We start from the raw sequence: 20,501 nt of genomic DNA on the forward strand, positions 1-20,501 counted from the left end.
TTGACTGTCAATATAAATCGACGGCGATTAATCATTAATCCACCCTCATTATGCGAGTCGTATGCATTAAGGTGTGTCTATGAGCGAGAGCGACGCCACGATCGATCCGCTGCCCTCCCAGGGGCTGGTGGACGGCTCCGGCCTGCTCCTGCAGCTGGTGCGTTCCGGTCGCGCGGGCACGGTCTCCGAGCTGGCTGCCGCGATGGGAGTCTCCCGATCGACCGCGATGCAGCGCCTTGAGTTCCTGGTGAACCACGGGCTGATCGAATCGCAGCCCTCGGTGAGCGGCTCCCGCGGCCGACCCGCCGCTCTCGCCCGCTTCAATCCGTCGGCCGGCATCGTGCTCGCCGCCCAGATCGGCATCTCCGGCTGCCGCCTGGCCGCGACCGACCTCGGTGGCGCCGTGCTCGCAGAGAGCTACCTCGATGTCGACCTCGGCACGGGTCCGCAGGCCCTCCTCTCCGACCTGGAGGACGCATTCGACCGGATGCTCGCCGAGCTCGGGCGGCCCGAGACCCCCGTCGTGGGCGTTGGCGTGGGCATCCCGAACGACGTCGAACTGGCTAACTACGCGCGCGGGCTCGGACTCAGCGGCACGGGCTGGGACCGCGACTATTTCCGACGCAATCTCTGGGAGCACTTCGACGCCCCCGTCTTCGTCGATCTCGACGTGAACCTCATCGCCCTCGCCGAATGGCGCAAGTCATGGCCGGATGTCGAGGTGTTCGTCTGCGTCAAGCTCGGCACCCTGCTCAACGCATCGATCGTGGTGAACGGCCTCCCCGTACGCGGCGTGAGCGGGCTCGCGGGTGAACTCGGCCACATCAAGGTCAACGGATCCACAGCCTCGTGCAGCTGCGGAAGCGTCGGCTGTCTCGACGCCGTCGCCAGCGGCAGCGCGCTCGTGCGACAGCTTGCGGACGCCGGACTCGGCGTACAGCACGTCTCCGACGTCGTGCGGCTGGCGCAGCAGGGCGAGCCCATCGCCGTCCATGCGGTTCGGGATGCGGGCCGCCGCATCGGCGAGGCCCTCGCCTCGGTCGTCAACCTCCTCAACCCCGCCGTGATCGCCACCTGGGGCTACCTCACCGAGGCCGAGACGCCCCTCTTCGCCGGGATGCGCGAGGGCCTGTACCAGATGGCCCTCCCCGGCTCGAGCGAACGCCTGACGCTCACCCGCGCATCCCTCGGCGACCTCGCCGGCGTGCGGGGCGCCGCCACCCGTGTCATCGACGAGGTGCTCGACCCCGCCGCGATCGACCGGATGATCGTCGCGAAATCGTGGTCGCGCGCCTGGCCCGACGCCCTCGAGCGCGCCGCCGGCTGATTCCCGCCGCGCCCCTGTCCCGCGCGCTTCCGGGCACGAGTCGCGCCGAACACACCTTCCCGACCCCCGCGAACCTGCACCCGCTGCGACTCACCCGGCGCGAGCAGCAAGCGTGTGCGGGGCCAGTGGGTCAGTCGTAGTTTGCGGTGATGGTCCGGGTTGCGCCGTCGAGTCGGAGCCGACCTCCGTACGGCAGGATCCATTGCGGACGCGTGTGCCCGAACGGGACTCCGACGCAGATCACCGCATCCGGGTTGTAGCGGGACACCTCGGTCAGCACCGCGTCTCGCTGTTCATCGCGACGTCGCCGACGCTCCTCCGCAGGTGGCACGAACTCGGGGCTGCTCACCGGCGGTCTCGCGACGACGACACCGTCGACCGCGTTCAGGATGCCGCGCTCACCGAGCGCTCGGAGCCAGCGCATCACCCACACAGCAGGCGGCACTTCCTCACTTGACTCGAGGATCAGGATGCTCCCCTCGAGATCGTCGAGGGAGGGCAGTCGATCCGCGACCGCGAGCTGATCGACGACCTCGAAGCAGCCACCCCAGGTTCTGCCCGTGACGATGCGTTGGGGGCCGGCCCAGGCCCACGGATCGACGGTTTCCCGCTGCCCGAATTGGCTCAGCGCCTCGGGGGTGAGCCAGTCCGGACCGAAGTCCTCCGACTCGCCGGGTTCCACGATCTGCAATTCGCCGCCGGTCAGCAGCGCCGCCCGCAGTGACCGCAAATGCACTTCGTCGATCCCGGGTCCGGCCCCCAACTGCACCTGGCTGGAGCCGCCGTAGTATCCCGTTATGCCGAGCGACCAGAGCCAGTTCAGCAGGTTCGTGTTGTCGCTGTAGCCGAGGAAGATCGTCGGATGCGCGAGCGCGGCCTGCGCATCCAGATGCGGGATGACGGTGATCTGATCGTCGCCGCCGATCGTGGCGAGGATCGCGCCGATGCTCGCATCCTGAAACGCCGCGTTGAGGTCGTCGGCTCGCTCCTGCGGTGTCGCATCGAGCTTGCGCGTCGTCGGATACTCGACCGGGACCAAACCCGTAGCCTCCACAAGCCGACGCATGGCCTGCTCGTGAACCGCGGGCGCGAATCCGGGCGCTGCGAATGACGGGGAGAGGATGGCGATGCGGTCGCCCTCGACCAGCTTCGGGGCGGACGTCATCGCTCGGTCGCGGCTCATCCCCCATCAAAGCAGCCCGAGTTGCGCCGAATCGACCTTCCCGAGCCGCGGGAAGGTCGATTTGGCGCAACTCGGCGCGCGGGGCGGGGCCGAGCGAGCAGCGGGCTCGGTGCCCGGGATCAGCGGGCGGCGGCGAGCACGCCGTCGACAGCGGCGGCGACCCCGCCGTTCCAGGGCGTGCCGTGGCCGGGGAGCACCCAGGTCGCCTGAGTGACCTGCTTCAGGTGGTCGAGGGATGCGAGTGCCGCGTCGGGCTCGTCGGTGAACGGTGCCGGCTGTGGGCCTTTCTCTCCGGTCAGCACGTGCCGGGTGGTCAGCGCGTCACCCACGAAGACAGCGTCGACGGCCGGGACGTCGACGGCGATGCTGCCCGGGGAGTGGCCGGGCATCGAGATGACGCGCGGGGAACCCGGGAGATCGAGCACCTGGCCATCCTGAACTGGTACGACCTCCGTCAGAAACTTCGTGCGCAACCCGCCCTTGCGAGCGGAGTAACCGAGGAAGCGGAGGGTCGCGCCGAGCTTCATGTGGCCCCAGGCGGGCGAGGTCTTCTCCTCGCCGCGGGCGCGGGCGGCGTCCGCTTCGTGCACGTAGATCGGCACGCCGTTGTCGCGGCGCAGGCGCTCGGCGAAGCCGACGTGGTCGGAGTCTCCGTGGGTCAGGATGACGCCGCGGATGTCGTCGACGCTGCGACCCATCGCCTTCAGTTCGGCGACGAGGTCGCTCCAGTTGCCGGCGAGGCCGGCGTCGATGACCGTGATGCCGCTCTCGTCGTCGACGAGGTAGGCGGCGACAAGGTCGGAGCCGATGCGGTGGAGTGAGGGTGCGAGTTCCATTGTGAAGCCTTTCCGGATGTTCGGGCCGGGCTGTTCCTCACCGGCGGTTCGAGGTATGATGGCTACGATACATAGCTATCATGGCTAACGTCAATAGCCACTTCGACAAAGTTCGCAAGCTTTCGCACATCGCCGGCGAGCGCCAAGGAAGGACGACATGCCCACCCCGGATCGCACCTCACTGCCGGAGATCGTCACCGCTGGCATCGACCTCCTCGAAGCGGCTGGCCTCGACAAACTGACCATGCAGGCCGTGGCTGAGCGGGTCGGCGTCCGCGCGCCGTCGCTCTACAAGCGCGTGCGCAGTCGCGACCATCTCCTCGCCCTCATCGCCGAGCAGACGCTCCACGACCTCACCGCGAAACTCGACGCGGCGACCGTTCGAGCCGGCTCCGACCCGCGCGAGAACCTGCGCGCGGTGGCCCGGGTATTCCGTGCGTTCGCCCGTCGCCGCCCCAACTCCTACGGGCTCGTCTTCTCGCAGCCGATGGAGGTGGCCAACCCGTCGGAGGAGTTGTTGGCGAACTCCAGCAGGCCGGTCATCGACGCGGTCGCTGCGCTCGTCGGCCCGGCCGACGCTCTCGAAGCCGCACGCACGGTCACCGCGTGGGCGACCGGGTTCATCTTCCTCGAGCTGGGCGGACGCTTCCAGCTGGGTGGCGACGTCGAGCGCGCGTTCGACTACGGTGTGGACCTGCTCGCGGACGCACTGCTGGCATCGAGCTCCGGGCATCCTGTGGCACGCTGACAGGATGCACGTTCTCGACAACCCCGCCTGGTCCGCCCTGACCGGAGCCCAGTCCGGGTTCGCCGTCGGCGACGACGTCGCCAAGCGCTTCCGCGCCGACGTCTCCCCCTTCGCCGCGGTCGCCGACCCGAAGGATCCCCGCGCCTGGGAGAGTCTCGCCCGTATCGTCGAGCCCGGCGAAACCGTCGGCGTCTACGCTCCGGATGCGCCTGCCGGCTGGCGAACCGTCGCCGCCTACGACGCGCTGCAGCTCGTCTACTCCGGCGAGCGCGCACCGACAGTCACTGTCGCGACCGGCACGCAGCTCGTCGACCTGGGCGACGCCGACGTCCCGGAGATGACCGACCTGGTCGAGCGGACCAAGCCGGGACCGTTCCTGCCGCGCACGATCGAGTTCGGCGGCTACCGCGGTGTGCACATCGACGGTCGGCTCGCGGCGATGGCCGGCCAACGGATGCGCCCGGACGGCTACTGCGAAGTCAGCGCCGTCTGCACGGATCCCGACTTCCGCGGCCGCGGGTTCGCGGCGCTGGCGATGGCAGCGGTGATGGAGGGCATCCTGAACCGCGGCGAGCGCCCGTTTCTGCACGTCGAGCGCGTGAACGAGCGAGCGGTGTCTGTCTATGAGCGGCTCGGCTTCGAGCGGCGGGCCGACCAGACCATCCTGGTGGCCGAACGCCTCTGACCGGCCAAGGCGTCGAGGCGACCCGACCTACATCGTGTCCAGGATGCCCACCAACTGCTCGAACGTCGTCATCGGGTTCAGGATGGCGAAGCGAGTGTTGGGCCGGCCGGCGTGCGAGCTCGGCGTCACGAAGGCGCGTTGCTCGGCCAGCAGACGGGCGGACCAGTCGGAGTAGTCGGCTCGCGACCAGCCGTCGCGCTCGAACACGACGACCGAGAGCTGCGGCTGCCGCACCAGACGGAAGCCCTCCCGCGACTCGATCTCGCGCGCGATCCTCTGCGTGAGGAGGAGGGATGCGCTGACCGCGTCCCGGTACGCCGCCGCGCCGTAGGTCGCGAGCGAGAACCAGAGCGGCAGCCCGCGCGCCCGCCGGGTCAGGTGCGCCGCATAGTCGGAGGGGCTCCACTCGGCCGTCTCCGTGAGCGTGTCGAGGTACTCGGCGTGCTGGGTGTGGGCGCGACGACCCGCCTCCGGATCGCGATAGATCAGCGCGCACGCGTCGAACGGGGCGAACAACCACTTGTGCGGGTCGACGATGACGGAGTCAGCGTGCTCGACGCCGGCGAAACGGTCGCGGGCGAGCGGCGACAGCATCCCTGCCAGCCCGTATGCGCCGTCGACGTGCAGCCAGAAGCCGAACTCGTCCTTGAGTGCGGCGATGGATGCGACGTCGTCGACGATCCCGAAGTTGGTCGAACCGGCCGTCGCCACGACGGCGAAGACGGAGTCGCCGTGCTCCTCCAGCGCGGGGCGCACGTTCTCGCCCGTGAGCATCCCGCCCTCCGAGGGGACCACCGGAACGACCTCGATGTCCATGACCCGGGCTGCCGAGGCGATCGACGAGTGGGCCTCTGCGCTGCAGACGACCCGCCAGCGCGCGGGCTGCACGGCGCCGAGCGTCTCGAGCTCGGCACGGGCGTGATCCCGCGCGGCCACGAGCGCGGACAGGTTGCCGAGCGTCCCGCCCTGAACGAAGACCCTCCTGCGGTCGAGGGCAGGCCGAACTCGCCGGCGAGCCAGGAGAGCACCTGGTTCTCGGCAAAGACCGCGCCCGATCCTTCGAGCCACGATCCGCCGTAGACGGCACTCGCCGAGACGACCAGGTCGAACGCGGTCGCGGCCTTCGTCGGCGCGGTCGGGATGAACGAGAGGTACTGAGGGTGGTCGGTGGTGATGCAGGCGGGAGCCAGCACATCCTCGAAAAGTGCGAGCGCACGCTCTGCGCCGATGCCGCCTTCGACGATCGTCTCTCCGGCCAGCCTGGCCAACTCGGCCTCCGCCAGGGGTCCGTCGAGCGGGGTATCGGTGCTCAGGATGCGCCGCCGCGAGTAGTCGAGCACGAGGTCGACGAGGTCGACGGTCTCGTCGGACACCTCGTGCATCCGGGTGGCGGTCGCCCGCTCTTCTCCTGCGTTCATCGTGTTCCCTCTCTACGGCCCGGGACAGACTCTCACAACCACGGCGCGAAACGCACATCCGTGCTACAAATCGCATTTCAGCGCACTGATCGTGCGCGTCAGCGATCTCAGACGCAGATAGTCGTCATGCTAGGCGACTGGCTCCGCCGTCGAACTCGACCTCCGACCACCGCGGCGCGGTGGCGTGCGGGGTCAGGGCGTGCTGCAGCGCCAGAGTAGCCGCACCGCCGGCTGCGGCGTCAAGCCCCGGGTCCGCGAGGTCGACGACGACCGGGTGAATCCCGCGCGTCCGCGCGTGCGGGGTCACGTATTTGCGGATCTCGCGCACATAGATCGCGCCGGCATCGGCGAACCCGGGGCCGGCCAACACGAGCCGGTCGAGATCGAGCACGTTGACGACGGAGAGCACCGCGGCCGCGACGTAACGGGCGGATCGTTGGATGAGCGCGAAACTGCGGGACTCGCCGCGCGCCGCTGCGCGAGCGATCGCATCGAAATCCGGGCGGATCCGGCTCGGATCGCCAGAGAGCGAGAGCAGATCGGCTAGCTTCGGATCTTCGAGCGCCGCCGCGACGACCGCGCGGGGTGCGGCCAGCATCTCGAGGCAGCCCCGCGCGCCGCACCAGCACTGCGGGCCGTCGATGTCGATGATCGAGTGCCCGATCTCGCCGACGTTCGACGAGGAACCGCGTGCGATCCTCCCGCCGATCATGAGTCCGAGTCCGAAGCCGTTCGACATGTACAACGTCGCGAAGTCTTGCGTGGCGGGGATCCGCCCGGCCCAGTATTGTCCGAGCGCGGCACAGGCGGCGTCGTTGTCTCGCAGCACGGGAAGCCCGATCCTGGGCTCGAGCGCTTTTGTCAGCGCGAAGGATTCCCACTCGGTGGCGGTCAGCGACAGCCGTTCCGCACCCGCGCCCAGGTCGAGGCCTGCGCCCGCGACCCCGACTCCGACCACGGATTCCAGGGCGATGTCCAACTGCACGAGCAGCTGGCCGAGCTCACGCGCGATGCGCACCACATCGTCGCCGGGTCCAGCCTCTTCGATTCCGGGAGACACCAGTCGGCCGATGACCGTGCCGGCGAGGTCGGTGACCACATAGGTCAACCGCCCCGCGTCGAGCGAGAGGCCCACCGCGAAGCGTCCCGTGGTGTTGAGTTCGAGGAGCCCGCTGCGCTTGCCGCCCGTCGACCCGAGGAATCCGGCCTCGACGACGAGACCGTCCTCGATCAGGGACTTCACGATCCGGGTGATCGAGGTGGGCGTGAGCCCGGACCTCTCAGCCAGCTCGGTGCGCGTCACCGTGCCGCCGGAGCGCACCATGTCGAGGATCGCGCTCCGGGTGTTCGCCGACGACGGTCCGAGCCGCCCCGCGGACGTCACGTCGTCTCCCGCACGACGACGACCGGTGCAGGTGCGGCGACGGTCGTGAATTCATCGTCGTGAATGGCAGCGATCGCGGCGGCACCGAGCAGCGCCCCGACCTCGCGGCCGCGGCGATCGATCGCGGTGATCGCGCGACTCGAACTCTGACAGACCAGTGAGTCGCTCCAGCAGACCAGCGCGACATCGGCCGGCACACGCACTCCGTGCTCTTCGAGCGCCCCGAGCACCGCGACGGCTTCGTGATCGTCGTCCACGACGATGACGGTCGGGCCCGAGGATCCTTCTGCCACCCGCACGGACTCGCCCACGACGTCTTTCGTCTGCACGATCTCGGTCGCTCGACGATCGTCGTCGAGCGCGGCACCGAACGGTTCCGGGATCTGCAGGCCGGTCACGTACACGCAGCGGTCCGCACGACGCGACTCGAGGAACTCCAAGAGCGCCGTCGATGCTGCCGTGGCGTCGACGAGCACGGCGGGGTAGTCCACCTCGATCGACGTCGGTGCGAGCGCGACGAACGGCAGGTCGATCTGTCGCAGCAGACGGATCCGTGGGTCATCGTCGGCGACGCCGAGCAGGATGACACCGGCGATGCCCCCGACCCGGCCCCAGAGCCGGTAGGTCCGCAGCTCCGACTCCTCGTCGGATACGGATCGGGTCACGAAGCGCATGCCGGCCGCGACCAGGGGACCGGCGATGGCGCGCACGATGCCGTCGGCAACCGGATCCCCATCGCGATCGTGCCGGATCACCAGACCGATCGACTCGCCCTGATCTGTCATCGGTTCACCTTCTCCCCTCACCCCGTGCGCAGTGCTGAATGCAGTCTGCCGGATCGACGCCGTTCGTCACGACTGCGGACATGCGCGTCATTTGATCGCGCCCGCAGCCATCCCGCGCTCGAACTGTCGTTGCAGTGCGATGTAAGCGACGATCGTCGGGATGGCCGTGATCACCGACGCGGCGAGGATCTTGGGGGTGTCGTCGTTGTACTGCCGACGGAAGAACTCCGGCAGCTGCGTCACGACGCCCATCCCGTCATCGATCAGGAACACCTTCGGCAGCAGATACGAGTTCCAAGCGTAGATGAGCACGAGCACCATCAGCGCCACGGCGATCGGCCGCGACAGGGGCACCAGGATGGACCAGAAGACGCGCCACGTGTTGGCGCCGTCGATGCGGGCGGCCTCGAACACAGCATCCGGAATCCCGTCGACGTAGCCGCGTGCGATGAGCACGGTAAAGGGGATCTGGAGCGCGGCGATCGGAAGGATCACCGACCAGTACGTACCGAGCAGTCCGAGCTTCACCGCTGTCGTGTACAGCGGCGCGATCAGGACGACTTCAGGCAGGGTCAGCGCCGCCATCATCAGCCAGAAATAGACCTCTTTGGCCCGCACGCGCAGCTTCGAGAAGCCGAATGCCGCCATCAGGGTCGCGACGTACACGATCGCGATCGAGGCTGCCGCGATGATGATCGTGTTCAGGAAGAATTTCGGAAAGCCCGGCACCTGGACGACGGCCAGATAGTTTCCCCAGCCCGCTCCCTCGAAGCTCGTCTGCAGCATGGCGATGAGCGGGATCACGAAGGGGATGACGGCGACCGTGAGCACCAGCTGCAACAGCAACCGCGCGCGACGGGACCTAGTTTCAAACATCTGCGATCTCCTTGCGACGGCGCTTCGTGCTGGCCACACGCTCGCGACCTCTCAGCTGCATGAATATGGAGACCGCGACCGCGATCACCAGGACGAGGATCGACAGCGCTGACGCGTAACCGAGGTTGCGGTCCGTGCTGGCGGTCTCTCCGTAGATCATCGTTCCGAGGAACTCCGACGAGTGCGCCGGACCGCCCTGTGTGATCAGCCAGGGGCTGTCGAAGAGCTTCAGCGCGGTGATGAAGTTGAGGATTGCGAGCGACACGATGATCGGACGCAACGTCGGGAGGACGATCGAGAACAGCACCCTGAGGTTGCCCGCGCCATCGAGCCGCCCCGCTTCGATCAGCTCCGGATCGATCTGCGCCATGCCGGCGTAGAGAAGGATGAAGCCGTAGCCGATGGCGCCCCAGCACCCGACGAGGGTGACCACGAGAAGCGACGTCGTCGACTGGCCGATCCACGACTGCTCCAGAGAAGACAGACCGAAGAAGCCCAGGATGTGGTTGATGGTGCCATCACTCTGCCAGACCTGGATCTGCGCAGGCGCGAGGGTGGCGGGGGCCACCACCACCGGGATGACGACGAGCACTTTGTAGAGGTTCGCGAAGCGCACCTTGGAGTGCATAGCCGCCGCGAACAACGTGCCGCCCGCCACCTGGATGACGAACACGACGACGAAGTAGATCAACGTGTTGCGGAGTGCGGTCCAGAGCACCGGATCCTGCAGCGCGGTGATGTAGTTGCCGAGCCCGACAGGGGTCATCAGCGCGCGGCCGCCCGGCCAATCGAAGAACGAGAGGTAGCCCGAGTAGACGATGCTGTAGTAGATCAGACCGACCGAGATGGCGAACCCGGGGAGGATCCAGCGGAGCCCTCCCGGGAGGAGGCGGGCGCGCCGTCGGGGGCGCCCGCCTCGCTGCACCGAGGGTGCCTTTCGGTCGGATCCGACGATGGGATCTGTGTCGATCATGATCACTGCGTCGATCCGTTCGTTGTCAACTGCTACTTCACGCCGACCTTGCTGGCCTCGGAGGAGGCTTGCTGGTCATCGGCGATGCTCTGGAGCGACTTGTTCACCGAGGGGTCGAGCACCTGCTGGATGGCCACCACGATCGCGTCGAGCGACTTCTCGGTGGTCTGCCACTGCCTCGACTCGGTGGTGTCGGCGCTGTCCTTGATGAGCGTCTCGATCGCCGGGCGCTGGACCGAATCGTCGACCAGCTTGATGGAGGACCACTCGGGGGTGACTCCCTTGAGGGCGGGAAGCAGGTCGAGCGCGTTGGCGACGTTCTGCTGGCCGTCCTTGTTCATGGTCATCCAGGAGACGAACGTCTTGGCGGCGCCGATGTTCTTCGACTCCGAGTTGATCGCCAGGCCGTAGTCCGCCTCACCGAAGTACGTGGACTTGTTGCCCTTCCCTGCTACATCCGGGAACTGCGCCGGGAGCTGCACGAAACAGGTCGGGTTGGAGACGCCCGCTGCCTCCATCGACGCCTTGCACGACTCCGCCCCGGCGTACTGGGTGTACCAGAAGCCCATCTGGACCATGGCGGCTTCGCCCTTCATGAACTGGTTGTTCGCGAGTGGGTACTGGGGCCCGTCGAGCGCGTTGGAGGCGATGATGCCGTCCTGCTTCATCTTCTTGATGATCTCCAGCACCTTCACGCCGTCAGCGTCGTTCCACTTCGCCTTGCCGGTCGCGGCCTTGATGAAGAAGTCGGGGTTCACCGTGTTGGCGATGGAGTGGTACATCTCGGTCGGGAAGGTGTCCTTGCCGCCGGCGCCCATCGTGAAGCAGGTCTTGCCGATGGCGGTGACCTTCTTGCAGGTGTCCACCCACGACGCGTAGTCCGTCGGAACGGTCGCGCCGGCCTTGTCGAGGATGTCCTTGTTGTACCAGAGGAATCCGGCCGACATCCCGCCGAGCGGGAGCGAGACGAAGCGGCCGTCCGAGCTCGTGAGCTGCTTGACGTAGTCGCCGCCGATCTTGCCCTTCCAGCCCGATCCGAGGGTGTCCTTCGCGAGCGACGAGAGATCGAGCGCATACGGTCCCCAGGTGTCGGGCGAGCCGCCGGCCGGCGACAGGTCGAACACGTCCGGCCCCTTGCCAGAGTCGAGCGCCGGCGTGATCGTGTTGCGGTAGTCGACGTTCTCGAAGTTCTTGTACGTGACCTTGATGTCCGGGTACTGCTTGTTGAACTCTTCGATGTAGTGCGCGGCCACCGGAGTGTCCGGCGTCCACCCCCACCACGTGACTGTTCCGGACTTGGCCGGCTTGACGTCCGAACCCTCGTCTCCGGATGAGCCGGTGCAGCCTGTGATCGCCAGGGCCGCGGCCGCAGCCACCGCCGCTGCGGCAATGAACCGCTTACGCATCATTGTGATTCCTCCACCTCGTTGTGCTGAAAGTCGAACCGACGAGAGTCGCGGGATGCCCGGCGGCGCTCGTTTCGGGGCGAGCCTACACACGCCGACGCGACCGAAGCAAGAGTTTGAACCTTTTTGTTACAAACTGCCGTCTATGCCGCTATGGTGGCCGAAGTGCCCCGTATCAACTGCGAACAAACTTAGTTGCATACATTGAGATAGTTGATTACTGTGACCTCGCCCGGCACTGGGCGCCGCTTCAGCGTAGAAAGGACCCTTCTGTTGGCCATCGAATCCGTTCTCCTCAACGTGCGAGACATCGCACGATCTGTGGAGTTCTACCAGCGTCATTTCGACGCCGTCGTCATCGAAACCGGAGATGACCGGGCCGAGCTCGACCTCGTCACGGCCCGGCTGCATCTCACTCGTATCGACTCCCCTGCCGGATCGACCTGGATCGGGGACGACCTCCAGCGCGGCTTCCGCCACGTCGGTTTCAAGGTGAGCGATCTGGATGTACGGGTCGCCGCGCTGCACGAAGCCGAGGTGCCGTTCCACCTCGAGCCGATCCACGCCGAAGGCGGCGTGCGCATCACGTTCTTCTACGACCCGGACGGCACCCTGCTCGAGCTCGTCGAGGGTCCGCTGCAGTACCACGAGGTGTACGACCGCGAGGCCGTCGAGCAGGACTGGGCGCTCGGCGACCCGCAGCGGCCGCGCTTCGACCACGTCGCTGCGACCGTCGAGGATCTCGAGGCGACCAAGGAGCACTACGCGGAGCTCGGCTACGTGCTGATGTCGGGCATCCACCAGCCGAGCGACGACCGTGGGTTCGAGATCAATTTCCTCCGGTCGGGCGACAGCTCGCTCGAGGTGTTCACTTATGAGCGGGCCGAGAAGGAGAGCCGGGTCGCACAGCTCGACGAGCCCGGTTTCGTCGGGGTGGAGTTCGGCGGCTCGACGGCGAAGGGTTCGGGAACCGTCGTCGGCAGCGCCCTCGGTCGCGACGTCTACGCCGACCCGGACGGTCTGAACTACGTGCTCGCCTCGGCATGATCGAGGCGACAGCACTCCGACCGCTCCGCGGAACGGGGATCGAGGTGAGCGCCATCACCCTGGGTGGCGCTCCCCTCGGCAGCATGCCCGAGAACTTCGGTCACGAGGTGGCCGAGGCCGATGCCATCGCCCTGGTCGGGGAGGTGCTGCGCAGCGGCATCCGTACCATCGACACGTCCAACGGCTATTCCGACGGCCGCAGCGAGGAGCGGATCGGCAAAGCGATCGCCGAGTTCGGCGGCCTCCCCGCCGACGTGACGGTGATCACCAAGGTGGATGCGCGCGACGGCGACTATAGCGGCGAGCGCCTGCGTCGCTCGCTCGGCGAGAGTGCCGAGCGGCTCGGCCTCTCACCCCTGCCCCTCGTGCATCTGCACGACCCGGAGTTCCACGACTTCGCATCGATGACGGCACCCGGTGGCGCGGTCGATGCGCTTGTCGACGCGAAGGAGCGGGGAGAGATCGGACACATCGGCCTCGCCGGCGGCGACGTCCACGAGATGCTCCGCTACCTGGAACTCGGTGTGTTCGAGGTTCTGCTCGTTCACAACCGGTGGACGCCCGTCGATCGAAGCGCCGGACGGCTGCTGGAGCGCGCCGACGAGCTGGGCATCAGCGTCGTCAATGCGGCCGTGCTCGGTGGCGGCATCCTCGCCGACGAGAGCGGACGCGCGACGAACTACGGCTACCGCCCGGCGAGCGCGGAGACACTCGCCGCCATCGCGCAGATGCGCGAGGTCTGCCGCCGATGGGGCACGACCCTCGCAGCGGCAGCGATCCGGTTCTCGACCCGCGACCGGCGGATCGCCAGCACCATCGTCGGGATCAGCAAGTCCGCTCGCATCCAGCCGACGCTGGAGGCCGCGGCGCTCGAGCTGCCCGACGAGTTCTGGGCTGAACTCGAGTCGCTCCTCCCCGCATCCGTCAACTGGCTCGACGCGCAGACGCCGTCCTGAGCTCCCACCCACGAAACATCCTGAAGAAGAGGTTCACATGCCACTCGTCCGAATCGACATGCACTCGCCCCTGGCCGACCTGAGGCCGCAGCTGAGCGAAGCCATCAACTCCTCGTTGGCGGAGGGATGGGGGATGCCCGCCGACGACCTGTTCCAGATCTTCCAGCTGCACGAACCCGGCGACCTGTTCTACAGCCGGACGTTTCCGGATGCGGAGCGCACGGACATCGTCTTCATCGACATCCTGGCGTACAACGGCTACACACCCGAGATCAAGCAGCGCGGCGCGGAGCTGATCGTCGACAGGCTCGCCGCCCTCGGAATCAAGCGCGACAACATCCTCATCTCCATCCACGAGAACGGCGATGGCGACTGGCTCGCCCCGTCGAAGGAGCAGTGACCATGACCGTGTTCACCCTGCCGCGCGACTTCGTGATCGGAACCGCGACCGCTTCGTACCAGATCGAGGGGGCGACCCACGAGGATGGGCGCGGCGACAGCATCTGGGACACGTTCGCGCGCGTTCCCGGCGCCATCATCGACGGCACCACGGGCGACCTCGCCGACGACCACTATCACCGGGCGGCCGACGACGTCGCTCTGATGGCCGACCTCGGCTTCGAGGCGTACCGGTTCTCGATCGCGTGGCCGCGCATCCAGCCCGACGGCACGGGAACGGCGAACAGCGCAGGCATCGACTTCTACCGTCGGCTCGCGGAGCACCAGCTCGAACGCGGCATCACGCCGTGGGCAACTCTGTACCACTGGGATCTGCCGCAGGCGCTCGAGGATCGTGGCGGCTGGCTGCAGCGGGACACCGCGCTACGTTTTGCCGACTACGCGGCTCAGGTCGCCGACCGCCTCGGTGACGTGATCAGCGACTGGATCACACTGAACGAACCGTGGTGCTCTGCTTTTCTCGGGTACGCGAGCGGTCATCATGCACCGGGGAAGAATGTCGGCGCGCAGTCCGCCCAGGCTGCACACCACCTCCTGCTCGGGCACGGCCTCGCTCTGCAGGTGCTGCGCGAGTCCCAGCCCGAGGCCCGAGTCGGCACGACGCTCAACCTGTACTCGGTACGGCCCGCGAGCGACTCGGACGCCGACCGCGACGCAGCGCGCCGCATCGACGGCCTCAGCAACCGCATCTTCCTCGAGCCGGTGCTGACGGGGTCGTACCCCGCAGATGTCCTCGACGACCTGGGACAGACGGAGTGGTTCGCCGAGAACGCGACCGAGTACGACCTCCGTCTCATCTCCGCACCGATCGACTTTCTCGGCGTCAACTACTACAGCCGGCACACGGTGGCCTCCGGCGACAACCCGGACGAGACGCCCAGCGCATACCCGGGCAGCGAGCACGTCCGGTTCGTCAAGACCGGGGCGCCCGTGACGCAGATGGGCTGGGAGATCCACCCGGACGGCATGACGGACGTGCTCCGGATGGCGAACCGGCTGGCCCCGGAGCTGCCGCTCTACATCACCGAGAACGGCGCAGCCTACGAAGACAGGGTCGACGCCGACGGCGAGATCGAGGACACCGAGCGCGTCGATTATTTGAAAGCCCACTTCACGGCGGCACAGGATGCTGTGGCCGAGGGGCTCCCCTCCGCGGCTACTTCATCTGGACGCTGATGGACAACTTCGAATGGGCGTGGGGATACTCGCGCCGATTCGGCCTCGTCTACGTCGACTACGAGACCCAGCAGCGAACGCCGAAGCAGAGCGCTCGCTGGATCTCGAACGTCCTTGCGAACCGAAAGCAGGAGGCAGAGGCTCTGACCGGCCAACGCGTCGGATAGATCTCCGCCCGGTTCGCGATGGCCCCTGCTGGGGCGGCGTGGTTGAGTGGCAGGATGCACACCGCGATCTTTTTGAACGGCACCGTCGGCGTCGGGAAGTCCACCACCGCTGAGGCGATCGGTGCGGCACTCGCCGCCGACGGGGTGCCGCACGCGGTCATCGACCTCGACGAGCTGCGGCGGGGCTGGCCGTCGCCGCCGGGCGACCGGTTCAACACCGCGATCGAGCTCGCCAACCTCCGCTCGGTCGCCGCCAACTACGTCGCCGCCGGCGCACAGGTGCTGGTGCTAGCGGGAGTTCTGGAGGAGGCCGAAATGGTCGGCGAGTATCGGGATGCGGTGGGCGGCGCATCCCTGACCGTCGTCCGCCTGACACTCGACCCGGCCGAGGCGGATCGCCGTCTGCGCAGCCGCCATGGGGACGATCATGACGGGCTGCTCGCCTGGCACCTCGACCGGTTCGCGGAACTGGACGCGGTGATCGACGCATCCGGAATCGCTGGTCCCGTGTTCGACACGACCTCGGTGTCCCCGGCAGAGCTCGCCCGCCTCGTGCTCGACGCATGCTCGACGCGACAGGATGAGGGCATGAGCGGAGACCTCGGCTGATGGCCGTGCGCGAGCTGCGGGCCGTTGCCGACGACGGGGTCGTCCTCGCCGGTTCGCTCTGGACTCCGGATGCGGCGCGCGCTCCCCGCGCGCTGCTCGCGATGCATCCCGGGTCGGGAGCGTCGGACCGCGACAACGATGTGCTCTTCCCGCCCATCCGCGAGGCGATACTGCAGCTCGGCGTCGCCGTGTGCGCGTTCGACAAGCGCGGCGTCGTCGGGTCAGGTGGCAGCTGGCTCACGGCCGACATCGCCGGGCAAGCCGCGGACCTGTCGGTCGGCGTCGAGGCCGCGCTCGATGCGCTGTTCGAGCCGACGGCCGCATCCGGACTCCCTATCGGTCTGTTCGGGCACAGCCAGGGCGGGTGGGTCGCTCTGGCGGCGGCCGAGCGCACGCACGCCGACTTCGTCATCACGAACTCCGGGCCAGGAGTCACGCCCCGCGATCAGGAGTCGTACTCGACCCGCAACCGCCTGGACGGACTCGCCCTCGTCGCCGAGCGGGAGACCGCCGCTGCCGCGACCTTCGACGAGTTCATGTTGATGCTCTCCGACGGCGTGCCGTTCGCCGAAGCGGCGGAGTGGATGCACGACCCGTCGCGCCGACGCGCCTTCCAAGACCTCGCCGATGCCGGGGCATTCGTGCCGAGCAGCGAGGAGCTGTGGAATTTCGCGGGCACGATCATCGACTACGACCCGGCGGACTCGTTGCGCGGGCTCCGCGTTCCGCTGCTCGCGCTGTTCGGTGCTCTGGATGCGGTCGTCCCGGTCGAGGTCAGCGTCGAACGCTTTCGGGAGCTCGTGTCTCCCGCCCTGCTCTCGGCATTCGTGATCTCGGAGGGCGACCACCGCATCCAGCTGCCCGGCATCGAGGCGTTCGCGCCCGGCTACCTCGAGATCCTCACCGCCTTCATCGAAGAGCGCCTCTGACCCGCACCCATTTGCCACTAAACGTCACTCTCAACGCCTGAGAACGACGAGAAGTGGCAAACGACGAGACAAGCGTGCCCTCCCCGGGGTCGGGGAGGGCACGTTCGCGCCACGCACATGGCGTCGGGTGGGATGCGCGGGCCGCCGCGCATCCCGGTTCAGGGGTGCATCGTCTGCACCGGGGCGGTGGCGACGATCTCGAACCCAGTCGAGAGCAGCGTCGCCTCACGTGAGGAGGGACCGACGAGTAGTTCGAAGTCTCCCGGCTCAACGCGACGGGTTCCTGCGGCGTCAACGATCGAGCAGTCGCGGGCCGGAAGCACGAAGCGCACGCGAGCCGTCTCACCCGGCTCCAGGTCGACCTGACGGTACGCCTTCAGCTCCTTGTCCGTCCAGCTGACGCTCGTGACTGTGTCGCGCACGTACACCTGGACCGTCTCACGCACCGGGCGGGCGCCGGTGTTGCTCACGCTGACCTCGGCCACGATGTCTTCGTGGGCACCGAGATCGGTCCGCGCGAGACTCAGGTCGGCGTACTCCACGCTCGTATACGACAGTCCCTCGCCGAACCCCCACGCGGGCTCCTGGGTGAGGTCGGCGTACCGGTCGCCGTGCTGCCCGCGAATCTGGTTGTAGTACGTCGGCTGCTGACCTACGTGCCTGGCGAAGGAGATCGGCAGGCGCCCGGAGGGATCGATGCGACCGGCGAGGATCTCGGCGATCGCCTGACCGCCCAGCATGCCCGGGTTCGCCGCCCAGATCACGGCGGCGGCGTTCGCGACCGACGCCGGTAGCACGAGCGGCTTCGAGGCGAGGAGCACCACGACGACGGGCTTCCCCGTCGCGATCATCGCGTCGAGCAACGCGATCTGGCCGCCGATCAGGTCGAGCGTCGCGGTGGAGCGGCCCTCGCCGACGAGTTCGATCCGGTCGCCGACCACGGCGACCACCACATCCGATGCCTCGGCCACGGCGACGGCTTCGTCGATCAGGGTGGGATCCGGGGCGCACGGCACGACCACGTCGGGTCGCGGCTGTCCGTCGGGGAAGGTCTTGCCGCTCGGGTTCTCTTCGAGCGTGAGGATGTCCGCCCCGCGCGCGTGCAGAACGCTCCAGCCGTCGATCGCGCGCAGGCCGTCGAGCACGGTGGTGATCATCTCGCGCGGCTGGCCGTTTAGCCAGCCGGCCTGACCGGATCCGCCCGCCCAGTCGCCGAGCTGGCTCTGCGCGTCGTCGGCGAGCGGGCCGACCAGTGCGACACGGAGGGGATCAGACGCGAGGGGCTCAGACGCGAGGGGCAGCGTTCCGTCGTTCTCGAGCAGCACGATCGACCGCCGCGCGATCTCCAGGTTCAGCTCCGCGTGCGCCGCGCTGCCGACCACCTCGTCGAGTTCGGCCGCGGGCAGCCGAGGATTCTCGAATAGTCCGAGGTCGAATTTCAGCGTCAGGATGCGGGCGACGGCGGCGTCGAATGCGTCCTCGGCGAGCATCCCCTGAGCAACAGCCTCGAGCGCGCCCTCGTAGAACATCGGCGTGGTCATGACCATGTCGTTGCCGGCCTTCACCGCGGCCGCCGCGGCGTGCGCGTGGTCGGGCTGGATCTTCTGCTCCCAGACCATGCGGCCGACGTTGTCCCAGTCGGTGATGAGCGTTCCGGTGAAGCCCCACTCCCCGCGCAGCACCTCGTTGAGCAGCCAGTCGTTCACGGTGATCGGCACGCCGTCGGTGCTCTGATAGCCGAGCATGAAGGTGCGGCATCCTTCGCGCGCCACACGCTCGAACGGCGGCAGGAACCAGCTCCGGAGCTTGCGCCGGGAGATGTCGGCCTCGCTCGCGTCGCGGCCGCCCTGCGTCTCCGAGTACCCGGCGAAGTGCTTCGCAGTCGCGAGAATCGCCGTCGGATCGTCGAGCCCGTCTCCCTGATACCCGCGCACCATCGCGCTCGCCAGCTCGCCGATGAGGAAAGGATCCTCGCCGAACGTCTCGCTGATCCGGCCCCAGCGCAGGTCTCTGGCGATGCAGAGCACAGGCGAGAAGGTCCAGTGCACACCGGTCACGGCGACCTCTTCGGCGGTGGCTCGTGCCACCCGCTCGATCAGGTCCGCATCCCACGACGCGGCCATCCCGAGCTGAGTGGGGTAGATCGTGGCGCCCGGCCAGAACGAGTGCCCGTGGATGCAGTCCTCGCCGACGAGGAGAGGGATCCGCAGCCGGGTCTCGGCCGTGAGCCGGTTCGCTTCCAGGATGCGCTCCGGCGACGTGTGCAGGATCGAGCCGACATGGCGACGCAGCACGTGGTCGCGCAGGTCGTCGCGAGCGTCGAGCTGCAGCATCTGCCCGACCTTCTCCTCCACGCTCATGCGTGCGAGGAGATCAGCGACGCGTTCGGCTGTCGTCAGCGACGGGTCCTGGTACGGAAGGCTTCCGGACGCGAGAACCGGGGATGCTGATGGCAGAGTCGAGGTCATTCGGTCTTGCTTTCCACTATGTGCCCGGCCGGCGGGGCCGTGGGGGGAACCGTGCGCACCTGGGTGACGGCGGTGTTGAGGTTGATGCCTTTGCGCTTCATCGCGCGAGCCCGCTCACCAGCCGAGCGCAGACGGGGATTGACGTATTCGTCGATGCCGAAGTTGATCAGCGACAGGGCCACGCCGAGCAGCGCGATGCAGAGGCCGGCGGGAACGTACCACCACCAGTAGTCCGGGAAGGCGTTGTTCTGCTGCGCCCAGAACAGGATGGTCCCCCAGTTCAGGTTCGACACCGGGATGACGCCGATGAACGCGAGTGTCGTCAGACCCAGCACTGCGGCGGTCATGGTGCCCACGAAACTCGACGCGATGATCGCCAAAAGGTTCGGGAGCATCTCCACCAGGATGATGCGATGCAGGGGCTCGCCGTTTGCCCGGGCGGCCTGGATGAAGTCGCGGTTGCGCAGCGACATGGTCTGCGCGCGCAGCACACGCGCACCCCAGGCCCAGCCGGTCAGACCGAGCACCGCGGCGATGAGCCACAGAGGCGGATCCTCGAACTGCGAAGCGACGATGATCATCAGCGGCAGTCCGGGGATGACGAGGAAGACGTTCGAGACCGCCGAGAGCGATTCGCTCCTCCAGCCGCGCAGGTAGCCGGCGGTCACGCCGACGATGATCGCGACCACCGTGGCCATGATCGTCGCCAGGAACCCGACGACGAGCACGCCTCGCGTTCCGAAGACGAGCTGGCTGAACACGTCCTGGCCGATGTGGGTCGTGCCCAGGAGGTGCTGGAACGAGGGTGGCTGGAGCGTCTGGTCGAGGTGCTGCGCGTTCGGATCGTAAGGAGCGATCCACGGGGCGAAGATCGCGACGAGCACGAAGACGCCCATGATGATCAGGCCGGTCGCCGACTTGGGGTTGCTGAACATCGCGAGCGAGGCTTTCAGCTGCGACCAGAAGGTCACCTTCGTGGGGCGCGGTCGGCCGACGGCCGCGACGGCCATGGTCTCCGGAGCGCCGACTCCGGTCGGCTGGACGAGTGTCTGCGCTTCCTGGGCGGGGG

17 protein-coding genes and 2 pseudogenes are annotated in these 20,501 nt (G+C 67.7%); 9 read left to right on the top strand and 10 right to left on the bottom strand.

The annotated features are described in order from the left end of the window. Window positions 1–79: 79 nt before the first annotated feature. On the top strand, window positions 80–1,327 hold the full coding sequence (locus ACQ86A_RS18755; RefSeq protein WP_431278427.1) for an ROK family protein: 1,248 nt from the start codon (window positions 80–82) through the stop codon (window positions 1,325–1,327). A gap of 130 nt (window positions 1,328–1,457) precedes the next feature. Here the strand turns inward: ACQ86A_RS18755 and ACQ86A_RS18760 are convergent, their stop codons facing one another. Both ACQ86A_RS18760 and ACQ86A_RS18765 read right to left on the bottom strand, forming a co-directional pair. Further along, complete coding sequence (locus ACQ86A_RS18760; RefSeq protein ID WP_431278428.1) at window positions 1,458–2,510, bottom strand: S66 family peptidase; 1,053 nt, start codon at window positions 2,508–2,510, stop codon at window positions 1,458–1,460. A gap of 119 nt (window positions 2,511–2,629) precedes the next feature. Continuing rightward, on the bottom strand, window positions 2,630–3,346 hold the full coding sequence (locus ACQ86A_RS18765) for an MBL fold metallo-hydrolase (protein ID WP_431278429.1): 717 nt from the start codon (window positions 3,344–3,346) through the stop codon (window positions 2,630–2,632). Window positions 3,347–3,503: 157 nt separating this feature from the next. Between ACQ86A_RS18765 and ACQ86A_RS18770 the strand changes: the two genes are divergently transcribed. Then, on the top strand, window positions 3,504–4,094 hold the full coding sequence (locus tag ACQ86A_RS18770; RefSeq protein ID WP_431278430.1) for a TetR/AcrR family transcriptional regulator: 591 nt from the start codon (window positions 3,504–3,506) through the stop codon (window positions 4,092–4,094). Between the two features lie 4 nt (window positions 4,095–4,098). After that, window positions 4,099–4,779, top strand: coding sequence for a GNAT family N-acetyltransferase (locus tag ACQ86A_RS18775; protein ID WP_431278431.1), 681 nt, complete (start codon window positions 4,099–4,101; stop codon window positions 4,777–4,779). 27 nt (window positions 4,780–4,806) lie between these two features. On the opposite strand, the pseudogene ACQ86A_RS18780 reads toward ACQ86A_RS18775, so the two are convergent. From ACQ86A_RS18780 to ACQ86A_RS18805, 6 genes and pseudogenes are all read right to left on the bottom strand, one after another. Beyond that, window positions 4,807–6,197 (bottom strand): annotated as a pseudogene (locus ACQ86A_RS18780) (pyridoxal phosphate-dependent decarboxylase family protein). Between the two features lie 124 nt (window positions 6,198–6,321). Then, window positions 6,322–7,581, bottom strand: a complete 1,260-nt coding sequence (locus tag ACQ86A_RS18785) for an ROK family protein (protein WP_431278432.1) — start codon at window positions 7,579–7,581, stop codon at window positions 6,322–6,324. Then, window positions 7,578–8,366, bottom strand: coding sequence for a substrate-binding domain-containing protein (locus ACQ86A_RS18790; protein ID WP_431278433.1), 789 nt, complete (start codon window positions 8,364–8,366; stop codon window positions 7,578–7,580). Before ACQ86A_RS18790 ends, ACQ86A_RS18785 begins: the two co-directional genes overlap by 4 nt. 87 nt (window positions 8,367–8,453) lie before the next feature. After that, window positions 8,454–9,242 (bottom strand): carbohydrate ABC transporter permease, encoded by a 789-nt coding sequence (locus tag ACQ86A_RS18795; RefSeq protein WP_431278434.1) that lies wholly within the window; start codon window positions 9,240–9,242, stop codon window positions 8,454–8,456. Continuing rightward, complete coding sequence (locus tag ACQ86A_RS18800; protein ID WP_431278435.1) at window positions 9,235–10,215, bottom strand: carbohydrate ABC transporter permease; 981 nt, start codon at window positions 10,213–10,215, stop codon at window positions 9,235–9,237. The genes ACQ86A_RS18795 and ACQ86A_RS18800 overlap by 8 nt, the downstream gene beginning before the upstream one ends. Before the next feature lie 32 nt (window positions 10,216–10,247). Beyond that, on the bottom strand, window positions 10,248–11,624 hold the full coding sequence (locus ACQ86A_RS18805; RefSeq protein WP_431278436.1) for an ABC transporter substrate-binding protein: 1,377 nt from the start codon (window positions 11,622–11,624) through the stop codon (window positions 10,248–10,250). 270 nt (window positions 11,625–11,894) lie between these two features. On the opposite strand from ACQ86A_RS18805, the gene ACQ86A_RS18810 reads away from it, so the two are divergent. The 6 genes and pseudogenes from ACQ86A_RS18810 (at window position 11,895) to ACQ86A_RS18835 (ending at window position 16,964) form a co-directional block, all read left to right on the top strand. Beyond that, complete coding sequence (locus tag ACQ86A_RS18810) at window positions 11,895–12,668, top strand: VOC family protein (RefSeq protein WP_431278437.1); 774 nt, start codon at window positions 11,895–11,897, stop codon at window positions 12,666–12,668. A gap of 44 nt (window positions 12,669–12,712) precedes the next feature. After that, window positions 12,713–13,624, top strand: coding sequence for an aldo/keto reductase (locus ACQ86A_RS18815; RefSeq protein ID WP_431278438.1), 912 nt, complete (start codon window positions 12,713–12,715; stop codon window positions 13,622–13,624). 37 nt (window positions 13,625–13,661) lie between these two features. Beyond that, window positions 13,662–14,024 carry a tautomerase family protein gene (locus ACQ86A_RS18820; RefSeq protein ID WP_431278439.1) on the top strand — a complete coding sequence of 121 codons (363 nt, stop codon included), beginning with the start codon at window positions 13,662–13,664 and terminating at the stop codon, window positions 14,022–14,024. Between the two features lie 2 nt (window positions 14,025–14,026). After that, window positions 14,027–15,426, top strand: a pseudogene (locus ACQ86A_RS18825) (GH1 family beta-glucosidase). A gap of 54 nt (window positions 15,427–15,480) precedes the next feature. After that, window positions 15,481–16,035, top strand: coding sequence for an AAA family ATPase (locus ACQ86A_RS18830; RefSeq protein ID WP_431278440.1), 555 nt, complete (start codon window positions 15,481–15,483; stop codon window positions 16,033–16,035). 5 nt (window positions 16,036–16,040) lie between these two features. Next, a complete protein-coding gene (locus tag ACQ86A_RS18835) occupies window positions 16,041–16,964 on the top strand; it encodes an alpha/beta hydrolase family protein (RefSeq protein ID WP_431278441.1) in 924 nt (307 codons plus the stop codon). 158 nt (window positions 16,965–17,122) lie between these two features. Here the strand turns inward: ACQ86A_RS18835 and ACQ86A_RS18840 are convergent, their stop codons facing one another. Together ACQ86A_RS18840 and ACQ86A_RS18845 are read right to left on the bottom strand one after the other, a co-directional pair. Next, the gene (locus tag ACQ86A_RS18840; protein ID WP_431278442.1) at window positions 17,123–19,432 is read right to left on the bottom strand and encodes a glycoside hydrolase family 3 N-terminal domain-containing protein; all 2,310 of its coding nucleotides are present in this window, start codon (window positions 19,430–19,432) and stop codon (window positions 17,123–17,125) included. Then, window positions 19,429–20,442, bottom strand: a complete 1,014-nt coding sequence (locus tag ACQ86A_RS18845; protein ID WP_431280488.1) for an ABC transporter permease — start codon at window positions 20,440–20,442, stop codon at window positions 19,429–19,431. Before ACQ86A_RS18845 ends, ACQ86A_RS18840 begins: the two co-directional genes overlap by 4 nt. Window positions 20,443–20,501: the final 59 nt, after the last annotated feature.

Source organism: Leifsonia poae (genome assembly GCF_050632195.1).
In the GTDB taxonomy this organism is placed as follows: domain Bacteria; phylum Actinomycetota; class Actinomycetes; order Actinomycetales; family Microbacteriaceae; genus Leifsonia; species Leifsonia poae_C.